The sequence below is a fragment of the Streptomyces sp. NPDC038213 genome, from assembly GCF_055600495.1.
In genome coordinates this window covers 90,303-108,750 of the sequence record NZ_JBVJYM010000027.1, presented here as the reverse complement: position 1 = coordinate 108,750, position 18,448 = coordinate 90,303, and the positions used below count along the sequence as shown (strand labels likewise).

Here is an 18,448-nt window from a genome sequence, read left to right as displayed (position 1 = left end):
TGCCCGGTCAGCGCGGCCCTGACCGGTACGACCATCACGCTGGACGCGAAGCTGGTCTGACGGTCCGTCCGGCCGCCGGGGGAACCCGGAGGCCGGAGGCCCGTTCCCGGCGGTCCGTCAGATACCGCACACCCGCGGCCGTCTGACGGATCGCCGTACGACATCCGAGGCACTGTGGCCGATCCGCACCGTTCCGTGTGCCGTGCACGCGTGGTACCAAGGCGGGTCACATTTCCTGTCCCCCAACAGGGAGTTGCCTCATGTCCGCAACACGACGTCAGATCCTCGCCGGTACGGGCGCGGCCGCCGCCATCGCCTTCACGGGATCGCTGGGCGAGCTGTTCACCGGCTCCGCGAGCGCCGCGGGCCGGCTGCGGCCCGCAGGCCCGGGCGGGTACGGGGGCGGCGGGTACGGGCCCCTGGTCCCCGACCCCGCCGGACTGCTCGACCTGCCCCGGGGGTTCCGTTACCGGGTGCTCTCCCGGACGGGCGACCCGATGCGCTCGGGCGAGGGCCCGGTCCCGCAGAACTGCGACGGCATGGCGGCCTTCGGGGCGCCGGGCCGCCGGATCCGGCTGGTGCGCAACCACGAGAACCGCCCGAGCGCCGAGCTGCGCGTCCCCGCCGTCCCCGGGCTCACCTACGACCCGGCCGCCCGCGGCGGCTGCACGGTCCTGGAACTGGGCCCGCGCGGCGAGGTCACCGGCGAGCGGGTGGGCGTGGCCGGTACGGCCGTGAACTGCGCGGGCGGCCCCACCCCCTGGCGCACCTGGCTGACCTGCGAGGAGACCGAGGACAAGGCGGGCACCGGCGGATACGCGAAGGACCACGGCTTCGTCTTCGAGGTGGACCCCGCCGATCCGCACCGCACGGGCGCCGTCCCGCTGACCGCCCTGGGCCGCTTCGCCCACGAGGCCGTGGCCGTGGACCCGTACACCGGGGTCGTGTACGAGACCGAGGACGCCTTCGTACGGCCCTTCGGCCTCTTCTTCCGCTTCCTGCCCGCCCGGCCGCTCGGCGGGCCGGGTTCGCTGCGGGCGGGCGGTGTCCTGGAGGCCATGCGGGTGCCGGGGGTGCCCGACCTGTCGGCGGTGGCCGAGCCGGGCGCGCAGTTCCCCGTCGAGTGGGTGCCGGTGCCGGACCCGCAGGCCGCCGGCACCCCGATCCGGCTCCAGGACTTCGGCCCGCGCGGGATCACCCACGCCCAGAAGCTGGAGGGCTGCTACTGGAGCAGCGCCCGGTCCGGGGGCGCGGTGTACTTCGTCTCCAGCTTCGCGCGCAGCCGGGAGGGCTCGGCGGCGGACCACCGGGGCCAGGTGTGGCGCTACGAGCCTCGGCGCTCCCGGCTGACGCTGGTGGTCGCCTTCGGCCCGGCGTCGGGCGTGGACCTGCCCGGGGAGTCCCCGGACAACATCTGCCTGGCCCCCGGGGGCGGGCTGATGGTCTGCGAGGACGGCGACGGCGCGCAGCACGTGTACGGGGTCGACCGGCGCGGCGGGGTGTACCCGGTGGCGCGCAACGCGCAGGACATCGGCGCGCCCGGGGCCCCGGAGTGGGGGGAGTTCGCGGGGGTGGCGTTCTCCCCGGACGGGTCCGTGATGTACGTCAACTGCTACTCCCCGGGGACCACGTTCGCGGTCACCGGGCCCTGGCGCCACTGAGTCGCGCGCACGTCCGTTCCGTCGGAGGATCGTACGGAGTCGAGACGGGCGGAAGGGGTGCGCGATGGCGGAGCAGGGCGGCAGGGGCCGCGAACCGGGCAGGCAGGGCGGGGCGGCCGGGAAGGGCGGCGGCCGGGGACGGCGGGACGGGCGGGGGCGGCCGGAGGGCGTGGGCGGGGAGCCCTCCCTGCGCAGTGTGCTGGCGGTCGGGGGCGGCCGGCGCGTGGACCTGTCCGCCCTCGACCCGGCCGCCGTCCCGGCGGGGCCCGCCGACAAGGAGGCGGGCCTGGCCGCGACCGCCGCGCTGGGCGCCCGGCTGGCCGGGCTCCAGGAGCGGCTGTACGCGGCGGGCACGGGCGGGGACCGCCGGCGGGTGCTGCTGGTGCTCCAGGGGATGGACACCAGCGGCAAGGGCGGCACGGTCAAGCACGTGATCGGCCTGTTCAACCCCTCCGGCTGCCGGATCACGGCCTTCAAGGCCCCCACCCCGCAGGAGCGCGACCACCCCTTCCTCTGGCGGATCATGAAGGCGCTCCCCCGGCCGGGCGAGATCGGCATCTTCGACCGCTCGCACTACGAGGACGTGCTCATCGCCCGGGTCCGCGGGCTGGCCCCGCGCCCCGTCCTGCGGGGGCGCTACGGGGAGATCAACCGCTTCGAACAGAGCCTCGCCGACGACGGGGTCACGGTGGTGAAGGTCTTCCTGCACATCGGGTACGGGCAGCAGCGGCGCCGGCTGCTGGAGCGGCTGGACGATCCGGACAAGCACTGGAAGTTCAACGAGGGCGACATCGCGGAGCGCGCGCTGTGGCCGGCGTACCAGCAGGCGTACGAGAAGGCGCTGGAGCGCTGCTCCACGGAGGCGGCCCCCTGGTACGTGGTGCCCGCGGACCGCAAGTGGTACCGCAACTGGGCCGTCAGCACCCTGCTGCTGGAGCACCTGGAGGAGCTGGACCCGCAGTACCCGGCGGCGGGGTTCGACGTGGAGGAGTGCCGTAAACGTCTGCTTGCCACATAGTCATATATGTTTCCCGCGTGACCATTTCCGTACGAAACGTAGTCGCCGCGGCTACTCTCTGTGCCGCTCTCGCGGGCTGCGGGGGCGGCGCCGGTTCCACGCCTGCCGCCCCTCCCGCGCCGCCCGTCGGCACCGGGCCCGCCCCGTCCGGGGCCCCGTCGGGCGCTGCGTCGGGCGCTGCGTCCACGGCCGGGTCCGCGTCCGGGTCCGCGTCCGGGTCCGCAGCGGGGGCCTCCGGCCGGTCCGCGGCCCCGCAGCCCGCCGCTCCCGCCCCGGGGCGCGCCGCCGGCCGGGCGCCGGTACTGCCGCCCGGGCCCGGCGGGCTCACCCCCGTCTTCGAGCGGGCCCGCGGCTCCGCGGGCCCGGGCGGCGCCGCCGACAAGACGGTCGCCCTGACCTTCGACGCCGATATGACGGCCGACCAGGGACCGCGCGCCGCCCGCGGCGAGCGCTTCGACAACCCGCAGCTCATCGCGGCCCTGCGCGCCCTCAAGGTGCCGTCGACGGTGTTCATGACGGGCCGCTGGGCGGAGGAGTACCCCGACCAGGCCCGCTCCATCGGCACGGACCCCGGCTTCGAGATCGCGAACCACTCGTACAGCCACCACGCCTTCAAGAGCCCCTGCTACGGGCTCCCCGCCCTGGACCCGGCCGCCGCCCGCGCCGATGTCGACCGGGCCTTCGAGGCCTTCCGCAGGACCGGGGCGCGCAACATCGTGCCGTACTTCCGCTTCCCCGGCGGCTGCTACGACGACGCGGCCCTGCGCGCGCTGTCCACCGCCCGGGTCACGGCCGTGCAGTGGGACGTGGTCAGCGGGGACGCCTTCGCGAAGGACCCGGACGCGGTCGCCGAGCAGGTCGTCGACGGGGTGCGCCCGGGGTCCGTCGTGGTGCTGCACTGCACCCGCAGCGCGGCCCCCGTCACCGAGCAGGCGGTCCGGCGGATCGTGCCGGAGCTGCGGGCCCGCGGGTACCGGTTCGTGAAGGTGTCCGAGCTCGTCGGGCGGTGACGCGGGCCCCGGCGGGGCGCCCGCCCGCACCCGCCGGGGGGCTGGCACCCGTACCCGCCGGATCCGGCCGTCAGCCGGAGGCGTGCCGCTCGACCAGCTCGCTGGGCCGGACGATCACGAAGCCCTCGCCCTCCAGCTTGAGCTGCACCGCCTCGCCGGAGCCGCCGCGCAGCATCGATCCCACGGACTGGGAGCGCTGGAGCCCGGTGCGCAGGGCGGCGCTCCAGCCGACGACGGCGTCGGTGTCCACGTACACCGGCGCCTGCGGGCCGACCGGGATGACGAGCGGGGTGCCGTCGCAGACCAGGGCGAGCTTGCCGTGGCCGGTGAAGACGCTGTTGAAGAGCCCGCCGCCGGTCATACCGGCGCCCTTCACGGTCTTTATCTCGTACGACAGCGTGGGGTCGAAGCAGAGCACGTTGCGCCCGTTGACGGTGAGGGCGTCGCCCGGCTCGATCTCCAGGATGAAGCAGTTGCCGGCCTCGTGCGCGAACCAGGCCTCGCCGCGGCCGCGCACGGTCATCAGCGCCAGGCCCTCGCCGGTGACCGCGCGCTTGAGCAGCCCGCCGATGCCCTGGCTCTTGTGCTCGAAGGCCAGTTCGCCGCGGTAGGCGACCATCGCGCCCTGGCGGGCGAACATCTCCCCGTCGACGGCGTACTTGACGGACTTGGCGTTCTGGAGGGTCATGCCGGGCGCGGTGGCCGGGCGGGCGGTGTTCTCGGCGGAAAAGAGATCGCTCTTCATGCCTCCGATCCTCCCGCGGCCCGCCGGCGGTTTCGTCATCCTCACGCACCCCTGGGCTCTCATCCTCCGGTCGGACACTGGCATCCTTGGCCGGATGAGCACCCCGATCAGCAGCCCCGCCGACAGCCCCTCCCCCGACCCCGCGGAGGACACCGCGGGCAGCCAGGACATGCGGGCCGCGCACCGCGACGAGGCCCCGCAGTTCGTCCTGCCGCTGGTGGTGCGGATCGAGAAGGCGGAGCCCCCGGCGCGCACGGACGCGCTGGAGACGGCCGCGCGGGCGGTGCTGGTGCTGCTCGCGGACGAGCGGGCGGCGGGCGAGGGCGAATGGGCCGGGGCCGTGAGCGCCTGGCAGGACGCCCGGATCCGCAAGGTCGTGCGGCGGGCGCGCGGCGCGGAGTGGCGCAAGGCGGGCACCCTGCCGGGGATCACCGTGGCGGGGCCCGGCGCGCCGGGCCCGGCGGCCGAGGTGCGCGTGTTCCCGCCGGTCCCGCTGGACGGCTGGCCCAAGGAGCTGGCGAAGCTCCAGGTGTCCGGAACCGACCTGGCCGACCCGGAGCCCGCGGGTCCGGCGGCGCCCGGGCTGCCGGTGCTGTGGCTCAACCCGGAGCTGGACATGTCCGCGGGCAAGGCCATGGCGCAGGCCGGCCACGGGGCGCAGCTCGCCTGGTGGCAGCTGACCGGGCCCGAGCGGGAGCGCTGGCGGGAGTCGGGCTTCGCGCTGGCCGTACGGACGGCTCCGGCCGCGGACTGGGCGGCGCTGGCGGGCAGCGGGCTGCCGGTGGTGCGCGACGCCGGGTTCACGGAGATCGCCCCGGGTTCGTGCACGGTGGTCGCCGACCACCCGGCGCTGCGGGGGCGGCTGGGCTGAGGCCGGGGCCGGGGGGCGGGGGGCGGGGGGCGGGGGCTGCATCGGGTCCGCGGTGGTGCGGGCGAAACCTCAAATGTTCCTCTGAACGTCCCCTGCCGTGGATTGGCCGTGCGGCTTCGGGGCCAACACTTCGGCAACGGGGAATCACGGCTGCACGGCAACGGCGCCGGTACAGCGCACACACGCGTACGTACGACACGGCAATCGGGGGAGGTACGGCATGGAGCCCATGGCACGCCTGGGGGTGGGGATCGGCTGGCGGCCGGAGATCGCGGAGGCGGTCGAGAGGCTGCCCGGCCTGGACTGGGTCGAGGCGGTGGCGGAGAACCTCTGCCCCGGGCATCTGCCCGAGTCCCTGGAGCGGCTGCGCGCCCGGGGCGTCACCGTGGTCCCGCACGGGGTCTCGCTGGGCCTCGGCGGGGCGGACCGCCCGGACCCGGGGCGGCTGGCCGACCTGGCCGAGCGGGCGGTGGCCCTGGGGGCGCCGCTGGTCACGGAGCACATCGCGTTCGTCCGCGCGGGCGGGGAGCTGACGGCCTCGCCGCGGCTGGAGGCCGGGCACCTGCTGCCGGTACCGCGGACCCGCGACGCCCTGGACGTCCTGTGCGAGAACGTCCGCATCGCGCAGGAGGCCCTGCCGGTGCCGCTGGCGCTGGAGAACATCGCGGCCCTGGTGTCCTGGCCCGGGGAGGAGCTGACGGAGGGGCAGTTCCTCGCGGAGCTGGTGGAGCGGACCGGTGTACGGCTGCTCATCGACGTGGCGAACCTGCACACGAACCGCGTCAACCGGGGGGAGGACCCCCTCGCCGTACTGGCCGCACTGCCCCCGCAGTCGCTGGCGTACGTGCACGTGGCGGGCGGGGTCGAGCGGGACGGGGTGTGGCACGACACGCACGCGCACCCGGTGCCGGACGAGGTCCTCGGGCTGCTCTCCGAGCTGGCCGGGCGGACCGAACCGCCCGGGGTGCTGCTGGAGCGCGACGACGCGTTCCCGCCGGAGGCGGAACTGGCCGCCGAGTTCGAGGCCATCCGCACGGCGGCCTTCGGCGCCCCGGCGGCCGCCGTCACCGCCACCCGGCCCGCCGCCTCCGGCGCCTGGCCGGGCGGGACCCAGGGGATTGCGACCGCGGGTGGGCCCGGGGGCCGACCCGCGGCCCTGGCTCCGGCTGCGGGCAGCGTCCCGCGCTCCGGCGCCCCGGGTGGTGGGGGCCCGGCTGCCGCCGCGCGACCGGCCGCGGGCGGACCGTCCGCCCCGGAGGGGGCCGGGGACCCGGATGCTCCCGGTACGGCGGCCCCGGCCGGGGCCCGGGAGCGGGTCGGGGTGGCGCAGGCCGCGCTGCTGTCGGCGCTGGTGGCCGGGACGCCCGTACCGGAGGGGTTCGACCCGCAGCGGATCCGGGTGCAGGCGCGGGCGCTGGCCGCCAAGCGGGCCGACGTGGTGCGCAAGGTGGCGCCGGAGCTGCCCGGGTTCCTCGGCGACGGGTACCGCGAGGCGTTCCTCGGGTACGCCCGGACCCGGCCCATGACGGGCGGCTACCGCCGCGACGCCCTGGACTTCGCCGAACACCTGCTGGTCAACGGCCTTCCGGAGGACCCGGCGGCCCGCCGCGCCCTGACCTACTGGTGGGAGGACCGCACCGGTCCCCGGCCGCCCGGGGCCCTGCGCCGGATGCAGCGCCGGGCGCGGACGCTCGTGGGGCGGTGGGCGGCATGATCTCCGAGGCCTTCCCCGCCTGGACGGTCACGACCGTCCTCGTGATCTGGGGTTCCGTCGCCCTCGCCACCGTGCTGCTGGGCACCGGGCTGGCCCGGTCCCGCCGGGGCCCGGGGCCCGCGGGCCCGCTGCACGACCCGGTCGAGGCGGCGTTCCTCTCCGGCGGACCGCGCCGGGTCGTGGACACCGCACTCGTCGGGCTCTGCCAGGACGGCCGGATGATGATCGGCGGACCCGGCATCGTGCAGGTCCGCTCCGGCGCCCGCGCCCAGGACCCCGCCGAGCGGGTCCTCCTGCGCGCCCACGCCGACGGGCCGAACGGCTCGCTGGACCAGCTGCGCGCCGCCGCCATGGCGGACCCCGTGGTCCAGGAGACCGGCGAGGTGCTGGCCGACCGCGGGCTGCTGGCCCGTCCCGGCAGCGCGGACCGCTACCGGCGCCTGGCGACGGTGCAGATCGTGCTGTGCATGCTGCTGCTCCCGGTGGCCTTCGTCGGGTTCGTGGTCGTGGCCGCCTCCGCGGAGGACCTGCCGGCGGGCGCCGTACTGTGCTTCGTCCTGACCCTCCCGGCCGCGTTCGCCGGAGCGGTGGCCGGCGGGATCGTACGGGCCTCGGCGGGACGCCGCGTGACGGCCGCCGGCCAGCTCGCACTGCTGCGGTACCGGCAGGCCGCCCAGGGGACCACCGACCCGCGGCTGCTGGTCGCCCTGCACGGACCGGGCCGGGTGCCGGACCCGCTCCTGCGGGCGTACCTGATGCGGCCGCCGACCCGCCCGTCCGGATCCCCGTCCGGCTCCCGCACGGGCCGCAGGCACGACCACGACGGCGCGGACGGCGACGACGGCACGGCGCCCGCGGTGGTGTGGTGCGCAACGAGCGACTCCGGGCAGAGCTGCGGAGGCTCTTCGGGCTCGGGCTGCGCAGGCTCCTCCGGCTCGGGCTGCGGCAGCTCCTCGGGCTCCAGCTGCGGCAGCTCCTCGGGCTCGGGCTCCAGCTGCGGCAGCTCGTCCAGCTCGAGCTCCAGCTGCGGCAGCAGCAGCTCCTGACAGCACGGCCAGCCGGGGCCCGGGCGGCCGGCCGAACCGGGCCCGGGGCGGCCGGGGCGCCGATGGCCGAACCCGGGCGCCCTGAGCCCGGCCGCGCCCCCGCACCGACCACGTGCGGGGGCGATCACCCGCCGCCAAGAGCCATCTGCGCCTATAGGCCGCAGGCCGCCAGGCCCGGCGGTGTGCCCCGGTGAGGACGGTCCGGGTGCCCGGTGTCGGTGGTCCGGATCCGGCGGGCGGGTGCGGTGCGGCGGGTGGGGGAAAGCGGTCCGGCGAGGGGGTTGTCGGGGGGCGACACCACGCGGGCCTCCTTTACTTCCGTACCTGCGCCGCCGAGCATCCCTCCACGATCCCCGTTCCCGGATCATCCGATGAACGCCGACGAGAGGGCCGGGATGCGGAAGTCCGTACGGCGCCGTTCCAGCTTCGCGCTGCTGTCGCTGCCCGTCTCCCTCGCCCTGACGCTGGGGCTGCCGGGTCCCGCCCCCGCCGCGGGCGCTCCCGCCGCGGCCGCCCCCGGTGCCGCCGAAGCCGTCGGGGCGGAGGCCGCCGCGCGGCGGGCCGCTGCCGCGGGGCTGGTGTTCGGGAGGTGTCCGGCCGTCGAGGAGCTGCCCGCACGGGTCGGCTGCGCCCGGCTCCGGGTCCCGCTCGACTACGCCCGCCCCGACGGCCCGCAGATCTCCCTCACCGTCAGCCGGCTGCCCGCCACCGGCCCGCGCGGCTCCCGCCAGGGCTCCCTGGTCTACAACCCCGGCGGGCCGGGCGGCTCCGGCATGTACTTCCCGGCCCTTGCGGGCTACCCCGAGTGGGAGCGGACGGCGAGGGCGTACGACCTGGTGGGCTACGCCCCCCGCGGGGTCGGCCGGTCCGCCCCCCTGTCCTGCCAGGACCCGGCCCGGCACGTGCAGGCGCCCACGCAGGTGCAGCAGCACCCCACCGCGGCCCACAAGAAACAGCGGATCGCGGCGGCCCGGGCGTACGCGCGCGGCTGCGCCCAGCGCGCGGGCGCGGCCCTGCGCCACTACACGACCCTCGCCAACGCCCGCGACCTGCACGTGCTGCGGGCCGCCCTGGGCGATCCGAAGCTGAACTTCGTCGGCGCCTCGTACGGCACCTACCTCGGCGCCGTCTACGCCACCCTCTACCCGGGCCGGGTCCGCCGGATGGTCTTCGACTCGGCCGTGAACCCCGATCCGCGCGCGATCTGGTACCGCAGCAACCTGGACCAGTCCCTGGCCTTTGAAGGCCGCTGGCAGGACTTCCTCGGCTGGGCCGCCCGGCACCACTCCGCGTACCGGCTGGGGACCACCGCGCGGGCGGTGCAGGCGAGTTACGACAAGGTGCGGGCGGCGGTGGCCCGCAGGCCGGCGGGCGGCCTGGTCGGCACCGGGGAGCTCCAGTCGGCGTTCCTGAGGACCGCGTACGACGACGAGTACTGGGCCCCGCGGGCCGCGGCGCTCGCCGCCTTCCTGCGCGGGGACCCGCAGCCGCTGGTCGGGCAGGCCGCCCCGGATACGGCCACGGCGGCGGCCGACGAGAACGCCACGGCGGTCTACACGGCGGTGCTGTGCAACGACGCCCCCTGGCCCGCGGACTGGGCGGTCTGGGACCGGGACAACACGGCGCTGGCCCGCCGGGCCCCCTTCGAGACCTGGGACAACGTCTGGACGAACCTGCCCTGCGCCTCCTGGCCGGCCGGGCCCCGGCAGCGGCCGGTGGACGTCCGGGCCGGGAAGGGCGCGCTGCCGTACACGCTGATCGCGGCGGCGGAGCGGGACGGGGCGACCCCGTACGCGGGGGCGAAGGAGCTCCAGCGCCGGCTGCACGGCGCCGCGCTGGTGACGGAGCGGGGAGCGGGCGCCCACGGGGTCGTGGGCGGCCGGAACCCGTGCGTGGACCGGCACGTGGAGCAGTACCTGCTCACCGGCCGCATCCCGGGGTGGCGGACGGCGTGTGCGCCGCATCCGGAGCCCGCACCGGTGTCGCTGGACCGCCGGGCGGCAGCCCCCTCGCGGGGCGAGGGCGTGCTGCCGCCGGGCGTCTGAACTTCCGGGCGGGGTCCGGCTGCGTCGTTTCGGGGGCAGGGCCTCCCGATCCGCCGGAGGAGGTCAGTCCTCCGGCCCGTCCCCCCAGGGGAGGTCTCAGGCGAGCCCGGCCACCAGGTCGGCGACGGACTTGCGGCGCCCGGTGTAGAAGGGCACCTCCTCGCGGACGTGCATGCGGGCCTCGGAGGCGCGCAGGTGCCGCATGAGGTCGACGATGCGGTACAGCTCGTCGGCCTCGAAGGCGAGGATCCACTCGTAGTCGCCGAGCGAGAAGGAGGCGACGGTGTTCGCGCGGACGTCGGGGTAGCCGCGGGCCATCTTGCCGTGGTCCGCGAGCATCCGGCGGCGGTCCTCGTCGGGCAGCAGGTACCAGTCGTACGAGCGCACGAAGGGGTACACGCTGACGTACTCGCGGGCCACCTCGTCGGCCAGGAAGGCCGGGATGTGCGACTTGTTGAACTCGGCGGGGCGGTGCAGGGCCATGTTCGACCACACCGGCTCCAGTGCACGGCCGAGCTTCGTGCGGCGGAAGAGGTTGTACGCGGTCTGCAGCTCGTCCGCAGTCTCCGCGTGCCACCAGATCATGACGTCGGCGTCGGCGCGCAGGCCGGAGACGTCGTAGCTGCCGCGGACGGTGATGTCCTTGGCGGCGAGCTGGTCGAACAGCTCCTGGACCTCGTCGGCGTAGCCGGTGCGGTCCTCGGGCAGCACGTCCTTCAGCTTGAAGACGGACCACAGCGTGTAGCGAATGACCTCGTTGAGGTCCTTGGCCTTCTTCCCCGCGTTGGGGATCTTCTCTGGTGCAGTCATGCGCCTATTGTCCCGTGTCCGATTCCGTGCTCTTCGCCAGGGTGCCCATGATCCGCTCGGCGGCCGCGACGGCGCTGCCGACGACGGCCGGGACGCCCACCCCGTCGTACACCGCCCCGCAGACCGCGAGCCCGGGCAGCGGCTCCACCGCGGCTCTGATCCGGGCCGCGCGGGCGAGGTGGCCGACGGGGTACTGGGGCAGTCCGCCGTCCCAGCGGGTCACGGTCCGGGCGACCGGGCGGGCGGCCAGGCCCACGGCCTCGCCGAGGTCGCGCAGGGAGGCCTCGACCAGCTCGGTGTCGTCCCGCAGGAGGTCGCCCTCGTCTCCGTGGCGGCCCACGGAGGTCCGCAGCAGGAAGAGGCCGGGCTCCTCCCGGCCCACCCAGTCCCACTTGTTGGCGGAGAAGGTGGAGGCCTTGATCGTGCGCCCGTCCACGGGCGGTACGAGGAAGCCGCTGCCCGCCCCGGGCCCGGCGACCGCCGCCGGCAGGTCGGCGCGGCGGAAGGCCAGGGTGACCAGGGCCATGGAGGCGTACTCGACGGCGGCCAGCTCGGTGGCCGCGGCCGGGCAGGCCCCGGCGAGCAGCCGGGCGGCGGGCCCGGCGGGGGTGGCGAGGACCACGGCGTCGGCGTCGAGGGCCTCGCCGGCGGCGGTCACGGCCCGCCAGCCGCCGGGGGTGCGGAGCAGTTCGCGCACCTCGGTGCCGGTGCGCAGCTCGGCCCCGGCCTCCCGCAGCCGTTCGGCCACGGCGAGGGGGAGGCGGCCGATGCCGCCGTCGATGCCCTGGAAGACGGGTCCGGCGGCCTCCTGCGACGCGGCCGCCGCGCGCCGGGCCTCCTCCTGGATCGCGCGGACGCCCTCGCCGAGGGTGCGGTGGGTGCGGGCGGCCTCGTAGAGCTTGGGCACGGCGGCGCGCAGCGAGATGCGGTAGGCGTCCCCGGCGTAGACGCCGCCGAGGAGGGGTTCGACGAGCCGGTCGACGACCTCGCGGCCGAGGCGGGCGGCGACGTACTCGCCGACGGCGATGTCCTCGCCGACCTCGGTGGCGGGCAGTTCGGCGTCGAGGGCGGTGCGGCGCAGGCCCTCGTCGGTGAGCACTCCGGAGGCGGCGAGCCTGCCGAGGTCCCCGGGTACGCCCATCACGTGGCCGGGGGGCATGGGGCGCAGGGCGCCGCGGGTCCACAGGGTGGCGGTCGCGGTCGCGGGGGGCCGGAGGGCGTCGGCGAGTCCGGCGGCGCGGGCGAGGTCGAGGGCCTCGGGGCGGCGGGCGAGGAGGGATTCGGCGCCGAGGTCGACGGGGACCCCGGCGAGCTCGCCGGCGTACAGCTTGCCGCCGAGGCGGGGGGAGGACTCCAGGAGGGTGATCCGGGCCCCGGTGCCGAGCAGGCGGTGCGCGGCGGCGAGGCCGGCGATGCCGCCGCCGATGACGAGTACGCGGCGGGCGCCGGGCGCCGCGGGGGCGCCGGGGTGCGGTGCGGCGGCGTCCCGCTCCGCACTCGTGTCCGTTTCTGGCATGGGCTCATCGTCTCATTTCCCGTAACGAGTCCGGACCGTGACCGCTTCGGGACCCCGCAGGGGCAACCCGGTGAGCGGGCCGGCACGTCCAACCGGCATCTGCACCGACCGCGTTCCGTCCGAAGACCTCGGGGGCATCATGAGAATCAGCAGCACCAGCCGTTACTCCGCGGGCGGTTCCGGCAGCCCGGCCGGCCGCCGCCCCGTACGGCGTTCCCCGGCCCTGGCCTCCGCCGCCCTCCTGGGTGCGCTCGTCCTGACGGGCTGCGGGTCCGGGGACCTGGACGGCGGCGCCAGGGGGGAGGCCGCACAGGCACCGCGGGCCGCCGACCGGGCGGGCGCGGAGCCCGGCGCGGCCGGGGCCGAGGGCTCGGGGTCCGCCGGTTCGGCGGCCCCGGGTAAGGCCCCGGCGGCCAAGCCGCCCGCCGTCCGCGCGCACATCATCCGTACGGCAGAGCTGGAGATCCGGGCGAAGAGCACGCAGGCGGCGCTGGCGGCGGCGCGGTCCGCGACGGTCGCCGCGGGCGGGTACGTGGGCACCGAGACCACGGACCGCGGCGAACTCGGCGGGATGTCCACCCGGGTGACGCTGCGGGTGCCGTCGGAGCGCTTCGACGCGGTGCTCGCCTCCCTGGAGGGCAGCGGCAAGCTGCTCTCCCGGAAGGTCGACGCGCAGGACGTCACCAAGCAGGTCGTGGACGTGGAGAGCCGGATCCGCTCGCAGCAGGCCAGCGTGGTCCGGGTGCGCGAGATGATGGAGCGGGCCTCGGCGCTGAGCGATGTGGTCATGCTGGAGGGGGAGCTGAGCCGCCGTCAGTCCGAACTGGAGGCGCTGCTCGCCCAGCAGGAGTCCCTGAAGGACCAGACCTCGCTGGCGACGATCACGCTGAAGGTCACCGAGCCGGCGCCCGCCCGCCCCGCGGCGCAGGAGGACCCGGACCCCGGCTTCACGGACGCCCTCGCGGGCGGCTGGGACGCGCTGGCGGCCGTGGCCCGGTGGATCGCCGTGGTCTTCGGTGCCCTGCTGCCGTTCCTGGGGGCGCTGGCGGTCCTGGGGGCGCTGGCGGCGGGGATCCGGCGGGCGTACCGCAGGGTCCGGCCCGCGCGGCCGGGGGCGCGCCCGGCGCAGGGCGGGGCACCGCGCCCCGCGCCCGCGGTGCCGGTGCAGGCGGGACCGCCTGCGGAGGCCGGGGCGGGGGCGGCCGGGGCGGTCGACGGATCCGGGGACGGCTCCGCCGGGGGTCCGGGAGCGGCCCCGCGCGGCTGACCGGCGGCCGTTCCTCCCCGCCCGTCGTAGCGTGGGCCGCGGCAGGCGCGCGCGGACGCGGACGGCGGCGGAGGGACGGACGGCAATGGCGGCGGAACGGCTCGTGGTGGTCGGGGGCGATGCGGCGGGCATGTCCGCCGCATCGCAGGCGCGGCGGCTCAAGGGCCCCGGGGAGCTGGAGATCACCGCCTTCGAGCGCTCCCGCTTCACCTCGTACTCGGCCTGCGGGATCCCGTACTGGATCGGCGGGGCGGTGGCGGAGCGCGGCGAGCTGATCGCCCGTACCCCCGAGGAGCACCGGGCCCGCGGGATCGACCTGCGGATGCGGACCGAGGTGGTGGAGCTGGACCTCGCCGGGCAGCGGGTCCGGGCCCGGGACCTGGACTCCGGGGCCGAGTCCTGGACCGGCTACGACAAGCTGGTGCTGGCCACCGGGGCCCGCCCGCTGCGCCCCCCGATGCCGGGCATCGGCGCGGAGGGCGTGTACGGGGTCCAGACCCTCGACGACGGGCAGGCCCTCCTCGACGCCCTGGAGCGGCTGGAGGAGGACGGCGGCGGGGCGGGGGCGCGGGGCCGGGGGCGGCGGGCCGTGGTCGTCGGCGCCGGGTACATCGGCGTGGAGATGGCGGAGGCGCTGAAGGTCCGCGGGTACGGGGTGACGGTGCTGCACCGCGGGGAGCAGCCGATGGCCACCCTCGACCCGGACATGGGCGGGCTCGTGTACACGGCGATGAACGCCATGGGGATCCGCACGGTCGCGGGCGCCGAGGTCACGGAGGTCCTGACCGGCGCGGACGGCCGGGCGCGGGGGGTCGCCACCGCCGACGGCACGCGGTACCCGGCGGACGTGGTGGTCCTCGGCCTCGGCGTGGAGCCGCGCACCGGGCTCGCGCGGGCGGCCGGGCTGCCGCTGGGGCCGTCCGGCGGGATCCTGACCGACCTGTCGATGCGGGTGCGGGGGTACGGGAACGTCTGGGCGGGCGGGGACTGCGTGGAGGTGCTGGACCTGGTGTCCGGCCGGACCCGGCACGTGGCGCTGGGCACGCACGCCAACAAGCACGGGCAGGTGATCGGGTCCGGGGTCGGGGGCGGGTACGCGACGTTCCCCGGCGTCGTCGGCACGGCCGTCAGCAAGGTCTGCGACCTGGAGATCGCGCGGACCGGGCTGCGGGAGAAGGACGCGCTCGACGTCGGGCTGCGGTTCGTGACGGCGACGGTCCGGTCGACGAACACGGCGGGGTACTACCCCGGGGCGGCCGGGATGACGGTCAAGATGCTGGCCGAGCGGGGGTCCGGGCGGCTGCTGGGCGTGCAGATCGTGGGTGGGGCGGGGGCGGCGAAGCGGGTGGACGTGGCGGCGGTCGCGCTGACCGCCGGGCTGACGGTGGAGCAGGTGGTGGCGCTGGACCTGGGCTACGCGCCGCCGTTCTCCCCCGTCTGGGACCCCGTCCTCGTCGCGGCCCGGCGCGCCGCGGCGGCGGTCCGCACACCCGCCCCGTAACGGGGCCCGCCCCGCACCCCGGTCCGCTGCGCGGAGCCCTTCCCCCACCCCGCCCCTTCCCGAAAGCGGGGGCTCCGCCCCCACACCCCCGCGCCTCAAGCGCCGGCGGGGCTGGATTTCGCTGGGGTGGGTGGGTCGAGTGCGCGCGGTGGGGAGTTTCGGGGCTCCGCCCCGGGCCCCGCGCCTCAAGCGCCGGCGGGGCTGGGGGTGGCTGATGGATTTGCGCAGCAAAACCCAGCCCGCGCGGCGTTTGAGCGCACCGGGTGCGGAGCGCACGGTGCGGGGGTCCGGGGGCAGGCCCCCGGTTTCGGGAAGGGGCGGGTAGGGGAAACGGCCCCGCGCAGCGGAGCCGGACGGTCAGCGGGTCGTCTTGGTGTGGACGTAGTCCACGAGGCGGGTGAGGGCGTCGGGGTCGGTGGTGGGGAGGACGCCGTGGCCCAGGTTGAAGACGTGGCCCTCCAGGCCGGCCGCCGCGGCCAGCACCTCGTCGGTCTTGGCCTCGACGGCCTCCGTCGTGGAGAACAGCACCGCCGGGTCCAGGTTCCCCTGGAGCGCCTTGCCCGGCCCGACCCGGCGCACCGCGTCGTCCAGCGCGACCCGGTAGTCGACGCCGACGACGTCCGCCCCGGCCTCGCCCATCAGGCCGAGCAGTTCGCCGGTGCCCACGCCGAAGTGGATCCGCGGGACGCCGTAGGAGGCGACGGACTCCAGGACCTTCGCCGAGGCCGGCATGACCGAGCGCCGGTAGTCCGCGGGGGACAGCGCGCCGACCCAGGAGTCGAAGAGCTGGACCGCGGAGGCGCCGGCCTCGATCTGGACCTTGAGGAAGGCGGAGGTGATCTCCGCGAGGCGGTCGACGAGGTCGGCCCACAGCTGCGGGTCCCCGTACATGAGCGCCTTGGTGTGCTCGTGGTTCTTGGACGGGCCGCCCTCGACGAGGTAGCTCGCGAGGGTGAAGGGGGCCCCGGCGAAGCCGATCAACGGCGTGCCGCCGAGTTCACCCGTGAGCATGCCGATCGCCTCGGTGACGTACGGGACGTCCTCCGGAGTGAGGTCGCGCAGCTGTGCGAGGTCCTCCCGGCGGCGGATCGGCTGGGCGACGACCGGGCCGATGCCCGGCTTGATGTCCAGGTCGATGCCGATGGCCTTCAGCGGGACCACGATGTCGGAGAAGAAGATCGCCGCGTCCACGTGGTGGCGGCGCACCGGCTGGAGGGTGATCTCCGTGACCAGGTCGGGCCGCATGCAGGACTCCAGCATGGCGGTGCCCTCGCGGACCTTGCGGTACTCGGGCAGTGAGCGCCCGGCCTGGCGCATGAACCAGACCGGCGTGTGCGGCACCGGCTCGCGGCGGCACGCCTTCAGGAAGGCGGAATCGTACGTCTGGCTCGGCTGGCCCGCGGGGCTGAGGTTGGCGCTCACGACCCGAATCTTCGCACGTGTGCCGAAGACGCGGCCCCGGGGCGGGTGTCCCTGCGCTGAACGGGCCCCGCTTCCGCCTATCGTTCCCCGCATGGCTGCGGCTCAGGGACGATTTTCAGATGGCGCCGACGGTGTGGACAGCGCGAAGGAGAGCTCCGTCCCGCTCCCGTTCCGGCGGGCTGTCGACGGCTTGAAGAAGGCGCGGCTGCGCCCGGGGATCGAGATCGACCCCACCCGGCCGCCGCAGCGGCTCGCCCCGCACGCGTACGCGCTGGAGGCGGCGGTCGTGGAGGACGACGAGGACCTCGCCGACGGCCGGCTCGTCCTGCTGCACGACCCGCAGGGCCACGAGGCCTGGCACGGCTCCTTCCGCCTGGTGACGCTCGTACGGGCGGAGCTGGAGCCCGAGATGGCCGCGGACCCCCTCTTCCCCGAGGTCTGCTGGTCCTGGCTGACGGGGGCGCTGGACGCGCGCGGGCTGACGTACGGGGAGCCGAGCGGCACCGTGACCCGGGCGAGCTCGCACTACTTCGGCGGGCTGTCGGAGCGCCGGCCCGCCACGCAGATCGAGATCCGGGCCTCGTGGACCCCCCGGGAGGGGATCGGCGGGGTGCCGGACACCGCGGCGCACCTGTCGGCCTGGTGCGAACTGCTGTGCCAGGTGGCCGGGCTGCCGCCGGCGGGGCCGCCGGACACCGCCGTGGTCTCCCTGCCACAGCGGCGCGGACCGCACCACCCGTAGGCGTGCGCGGGCGCGCCGGGATCCGCAGGTCAGGGCCCTCCGCCGGCAGCACGGCAGGCGAAGCCAACACTGTCTGCGATGTGAGCGATGTCGGATTTGGTCGATGAAAGACCGGTCCAGCCCGCTGCGGGGCGTCAAACGACACGTCCGCTACGGGGTTCCGATCGCCGCGCGATCGATCGCGCGTCCGAATTGCCCGAATTGTTACTCACCAAATCGTGATCATTCCCTAAAGCCGGGCGGGTGACGTGCCGAAGGAGTCAGTGACCATCCGCACGGTTCGCACCGGCTTCTCTTCCCCGAGCCGGCCGTCCCGCCACTCCCCCAGGAGGCCTAGGTGTCCGTTCTTCTCGAGCAGCCCGCAAGCCTGGTCGCCTACCGCCCGAACAAGCCGACGGCCATGGTCGTCGTGGCCGACCCGCGCGTCCGTTCCACCGTGACCCGCCATCTGTGGGCCCTCGGAGTCCGCGACGTGATCGAGGCGTCGTCCATCGCGGAGGCCCGTCCCCGCGTCGGCAGCCCGCGCGACATCTGCGTGGCCGACGTACACCTGCCCGACGGCTCCGGCCTCACCCTGCTGTCCGAGACCCGCGCTGCGGGCTGGCCGAACGGCCTGGCCCTGTCCGCCGCCGACGACATCGGCGCGGTCCGCAACGCCCTCGCCGGCGGGGTCAAGGGCTACGTCGTCACCGGTACGCGCACCAACATCGGCCTGCCCACCCGGCCCGGCGCCGCGCCCATCGGCTCGGCCGCCGCCCGGATGCACCGCCGCCCCCCGGGTGCCCCGAGCCACCCGGGCGGCTACCGCGAGCTCTCCGGCCGCGAGGTCGAGGTCCTGCGCCTCGTGGCCGAGGGCCAGTCCAACAAGGCCATCGGCGTCTCGATGGGCCTGTCCGCCCTCACCGTCAAGTCCCACCTCGCCCGGATCGCCCGCAAGCTGGGCACGGGCGACCGCGCCGGCATGGTGGCGGTCGCCCTGCGCACCGGGATCATCCACTGACCCCGGGACCGGTCCGGGGCGGCACCGGCCCTCCCCGGGCCGCCCCCGAACCACCCCTCATAGCGATCGCGCCCGTCGAC

The 18,448-nt window shown here is 76.1% G+C and carries 15 protein-coding genes; 11 read left to right on the top strand and 4 right to left on the bottom strand.

Annotation, left to right across the window (positions count from 1 at the left end; genetic code table 11):
* The first annotated feature begins 260 nt into the window (after window positions 1-260).
* From ACZ7JZ_RS28375 to ACZ7JZ_RS28365, 3 genes are all read left to right on the top strand, one after another.
* A complete protein-coding gene (locus tag ACZ7JZ_RS28375) occupies window positions 261-1,661 on the top strand; it encodes an alkaline phosphatase PhoX (RefSeq protein ID WP_470944060.1) in 1,401 nt (466 codons plus the stop codon).
* Between the two features lie 64 nt (window positions 1,662-1,725).
* Window positions 1,726-2,679, top strand: a complete 954-nt coding sequence (locus ACZ7JZ_RS28370; protein ID WP_470944057.1) for a PPK2 family polyphosphate kinase — start codon at window positions 1,726-1,728, stop codon at window positions 2,677-2,679.
* 17 nt (window positions 2,680-2,696) lie between these two features.
* Window positions 2,697-3,689, top strand: a complete 993-nt coding sequence (locus ACZ7JZ_RS28365; RefSeq protein WP_470944054.1) for a polysaccharide deacetylase family protein — start codon at window positions 2,697-2,699, stop codon at window positions 3,687-3,689.
* A 70-nt stretch (window positions 3,690-3,759) separates the two neighbouring features.
* On the opposite strand, the gene ACZ7JZ_RS28360 is transcribed toward ACZ7JZ_RS28365, so the two are convergent.
* A complete protein-coding gene (locus ACZ7JZ_RS28360) occupies window positions 3,760-4,434 on the bottom strand; it encodes an AIM24 family protein (RefSeq protein WP_470944053.1) in 675 nt (224 codons plus the stop codon).
* A 94-nt stretch (window positions 4,435-4,528) separates the two neighbouring features.
* On the opposite strand from ACZ7JZ_RS28360, the gene ACZ7JZ_RS28355 reads away from it, so the two are divergent.
* The 4 genes from ACZ7JZ_RS28355 to ACZ7JZ_RS28340 all read left to right on the top strand — a co-directional run bounded on the left by ACZ7JZ_RS28355 (window position 4,529) and on the right by ACZ7JZ_RS28340 (window position 10,110).
* Window positions 4,529-5,305, top strand: a complete 777-nt coding sequence (locus tag ACZ7JZ_RS28355) for a peptidyl-tRNA hydrolase (protein WP_470944051.1) — start codon at window positions 4,529-4,531, stop codon at window positions 5,303-5,305.
* Between the two features lie 229 nt (window positions 5,306-5,534).
* Window positions 5,535-7,019, top strand: a complete 1,485-nt coding sequence (locus ACZ7JZ_RS28350) for an MbnB/TglH/ChrH family RiPP precursor modification enzyme (RefSeq protein ID WP_470944072.1) — start codon at window positions 5,535-5,537, stop codon at window positions 7,017-7,019.
* A complete protein-coding gene (locus ACZ7JZ_RS28345) occupies window positions 7,016-8,065 on the top strand; it encodes a TIGR04222 domain-containing membrane protein (protein WP_470944048.1) in 1,050 nt (349 codons plus the stop codon). Before ACZ7JZ_RS28350 ends, ACZ7JZ_RS28345 begins: the two co-directional genes overlap by 4 nt.
* 395 nt (window positions 8,066-8,460) lie before the next feature.
* A complete protein-coding gene (locus ACZ7JZ_RS28340; protein ID WP_470944069.1) occupies window positions 8,461-10,110 on the top strand; it encodes an alpha/beta hydrolase in 1,650 nt (549 codons plus the stop codon).
* Between the two features lie 96 nt (window positions 10,111-10,206).
* Here the strand turns inward: ACZ7JZ_RS28340 and hemQ are convergent, their stop codons facing one another.
* Window positions 10,207-10,920 (bottom strand): hydrogen peroxide-dependent heme synthase, encoded by a 714-nt coding sequence (gene hemQ, locus ACZ7JZ_RS28335; protein ID WP_470944047.1) that lies wholly within the window; start codon window positions 10,918-10,920, stop codon window positions 10,207-10,209.
* Window positions 10,921-10,924: 4 nt separating this feature from the next.
* Window positions 10,925-12,436 carry a protoporphyrinogen oxidase gene (gene hemG, locus ACZ7JZ_RS28330; protein ID WP_470944046.1) on the bottom strand — a complete coding sequence of 504 codons (1,512 nt, stop codon included), beginning with the start codon at window positions 12,434-12,436 and terminating at the stop codon, window positions 10,925-10,927.
* A gap of 139 nt (window positions 12,437-12,575) precedes the next feature.
* On the opposite strand from hemG, the gene ACZ7JZ_RS28325 reads away from it, so the two are divergent.
* Window positions 12,576-13,703, top strand: a complete 1,128-nt coding sequence (locus ACZ7JZ_RS28325; RefSeq protein ID WP_470944043.1) for a DUF4349 domain-containing protein — start codon at window positions 12,576-12,578, stop codon at window positions 13,701-13,703.
* A gap of 85 nt (window positions 13,704-13,788) precedes the next feature.
* The gene (locus ACZ7JZ_RS28320) at window positions 13,789-15,204 is read left to right on the top strand and encodes an FAD-dependent oxidoreductase (RefSeq protein WP_470944041.1); all 1,416 of its coding nucleotides are present in this window, start codon (window positions 13,789-13,791) and stop codon (window positions 15,202-15,204) included.
* Between the two features lie 357 nt (window positions 15,205-15,561).
* Here the strand turns inward: ACZ7JZ_RS28320 and hemE are convergent, their stop codons facing one another.
* Entirely contained in the window at window positions 15,562-16,626 is a 1,065-nt protein-coding gene (gene hemE / locus ACZ7JZ_RS28315) for a uroporphyrinogen decarboxylase (protein ID WP_470944039.1), read from the bottom strand.
* 91 nt (window positions 16,627-16,717) lie between these two features.
* Here hemE and ACZ7JZ_RS28310 point away from each other — a divergent pair, with 91 nt between their 5' ends.
* Window positions 16,718-17,368 (top strand): DUF3000 domain-containing protein, encoded by a 651-nt coding sequence (locus ACZ7JZ_RS28310; protein WP_470944036.1) that lies wholly within the window; start codon window positions 16,718-16,720, stop codon window positions 17,366-17,368.
* A 337-nt stretch (window positions 17,369-17,705) separates the two neighbouring features.
* On the top strand, window positions 17,706-18,368 hold the full coding sequence (locus ACZ7JZ_RS28305; protein WP_030202492.1) for a response regulator transcription factor: 663 nt from the start codon (window positions 17,706-17,708) through the stop codon (window positions 18,366-18,368).
* The last annotated feature ends 80 nt before the right edge of the window (window positions 18,369-18,448 follow it).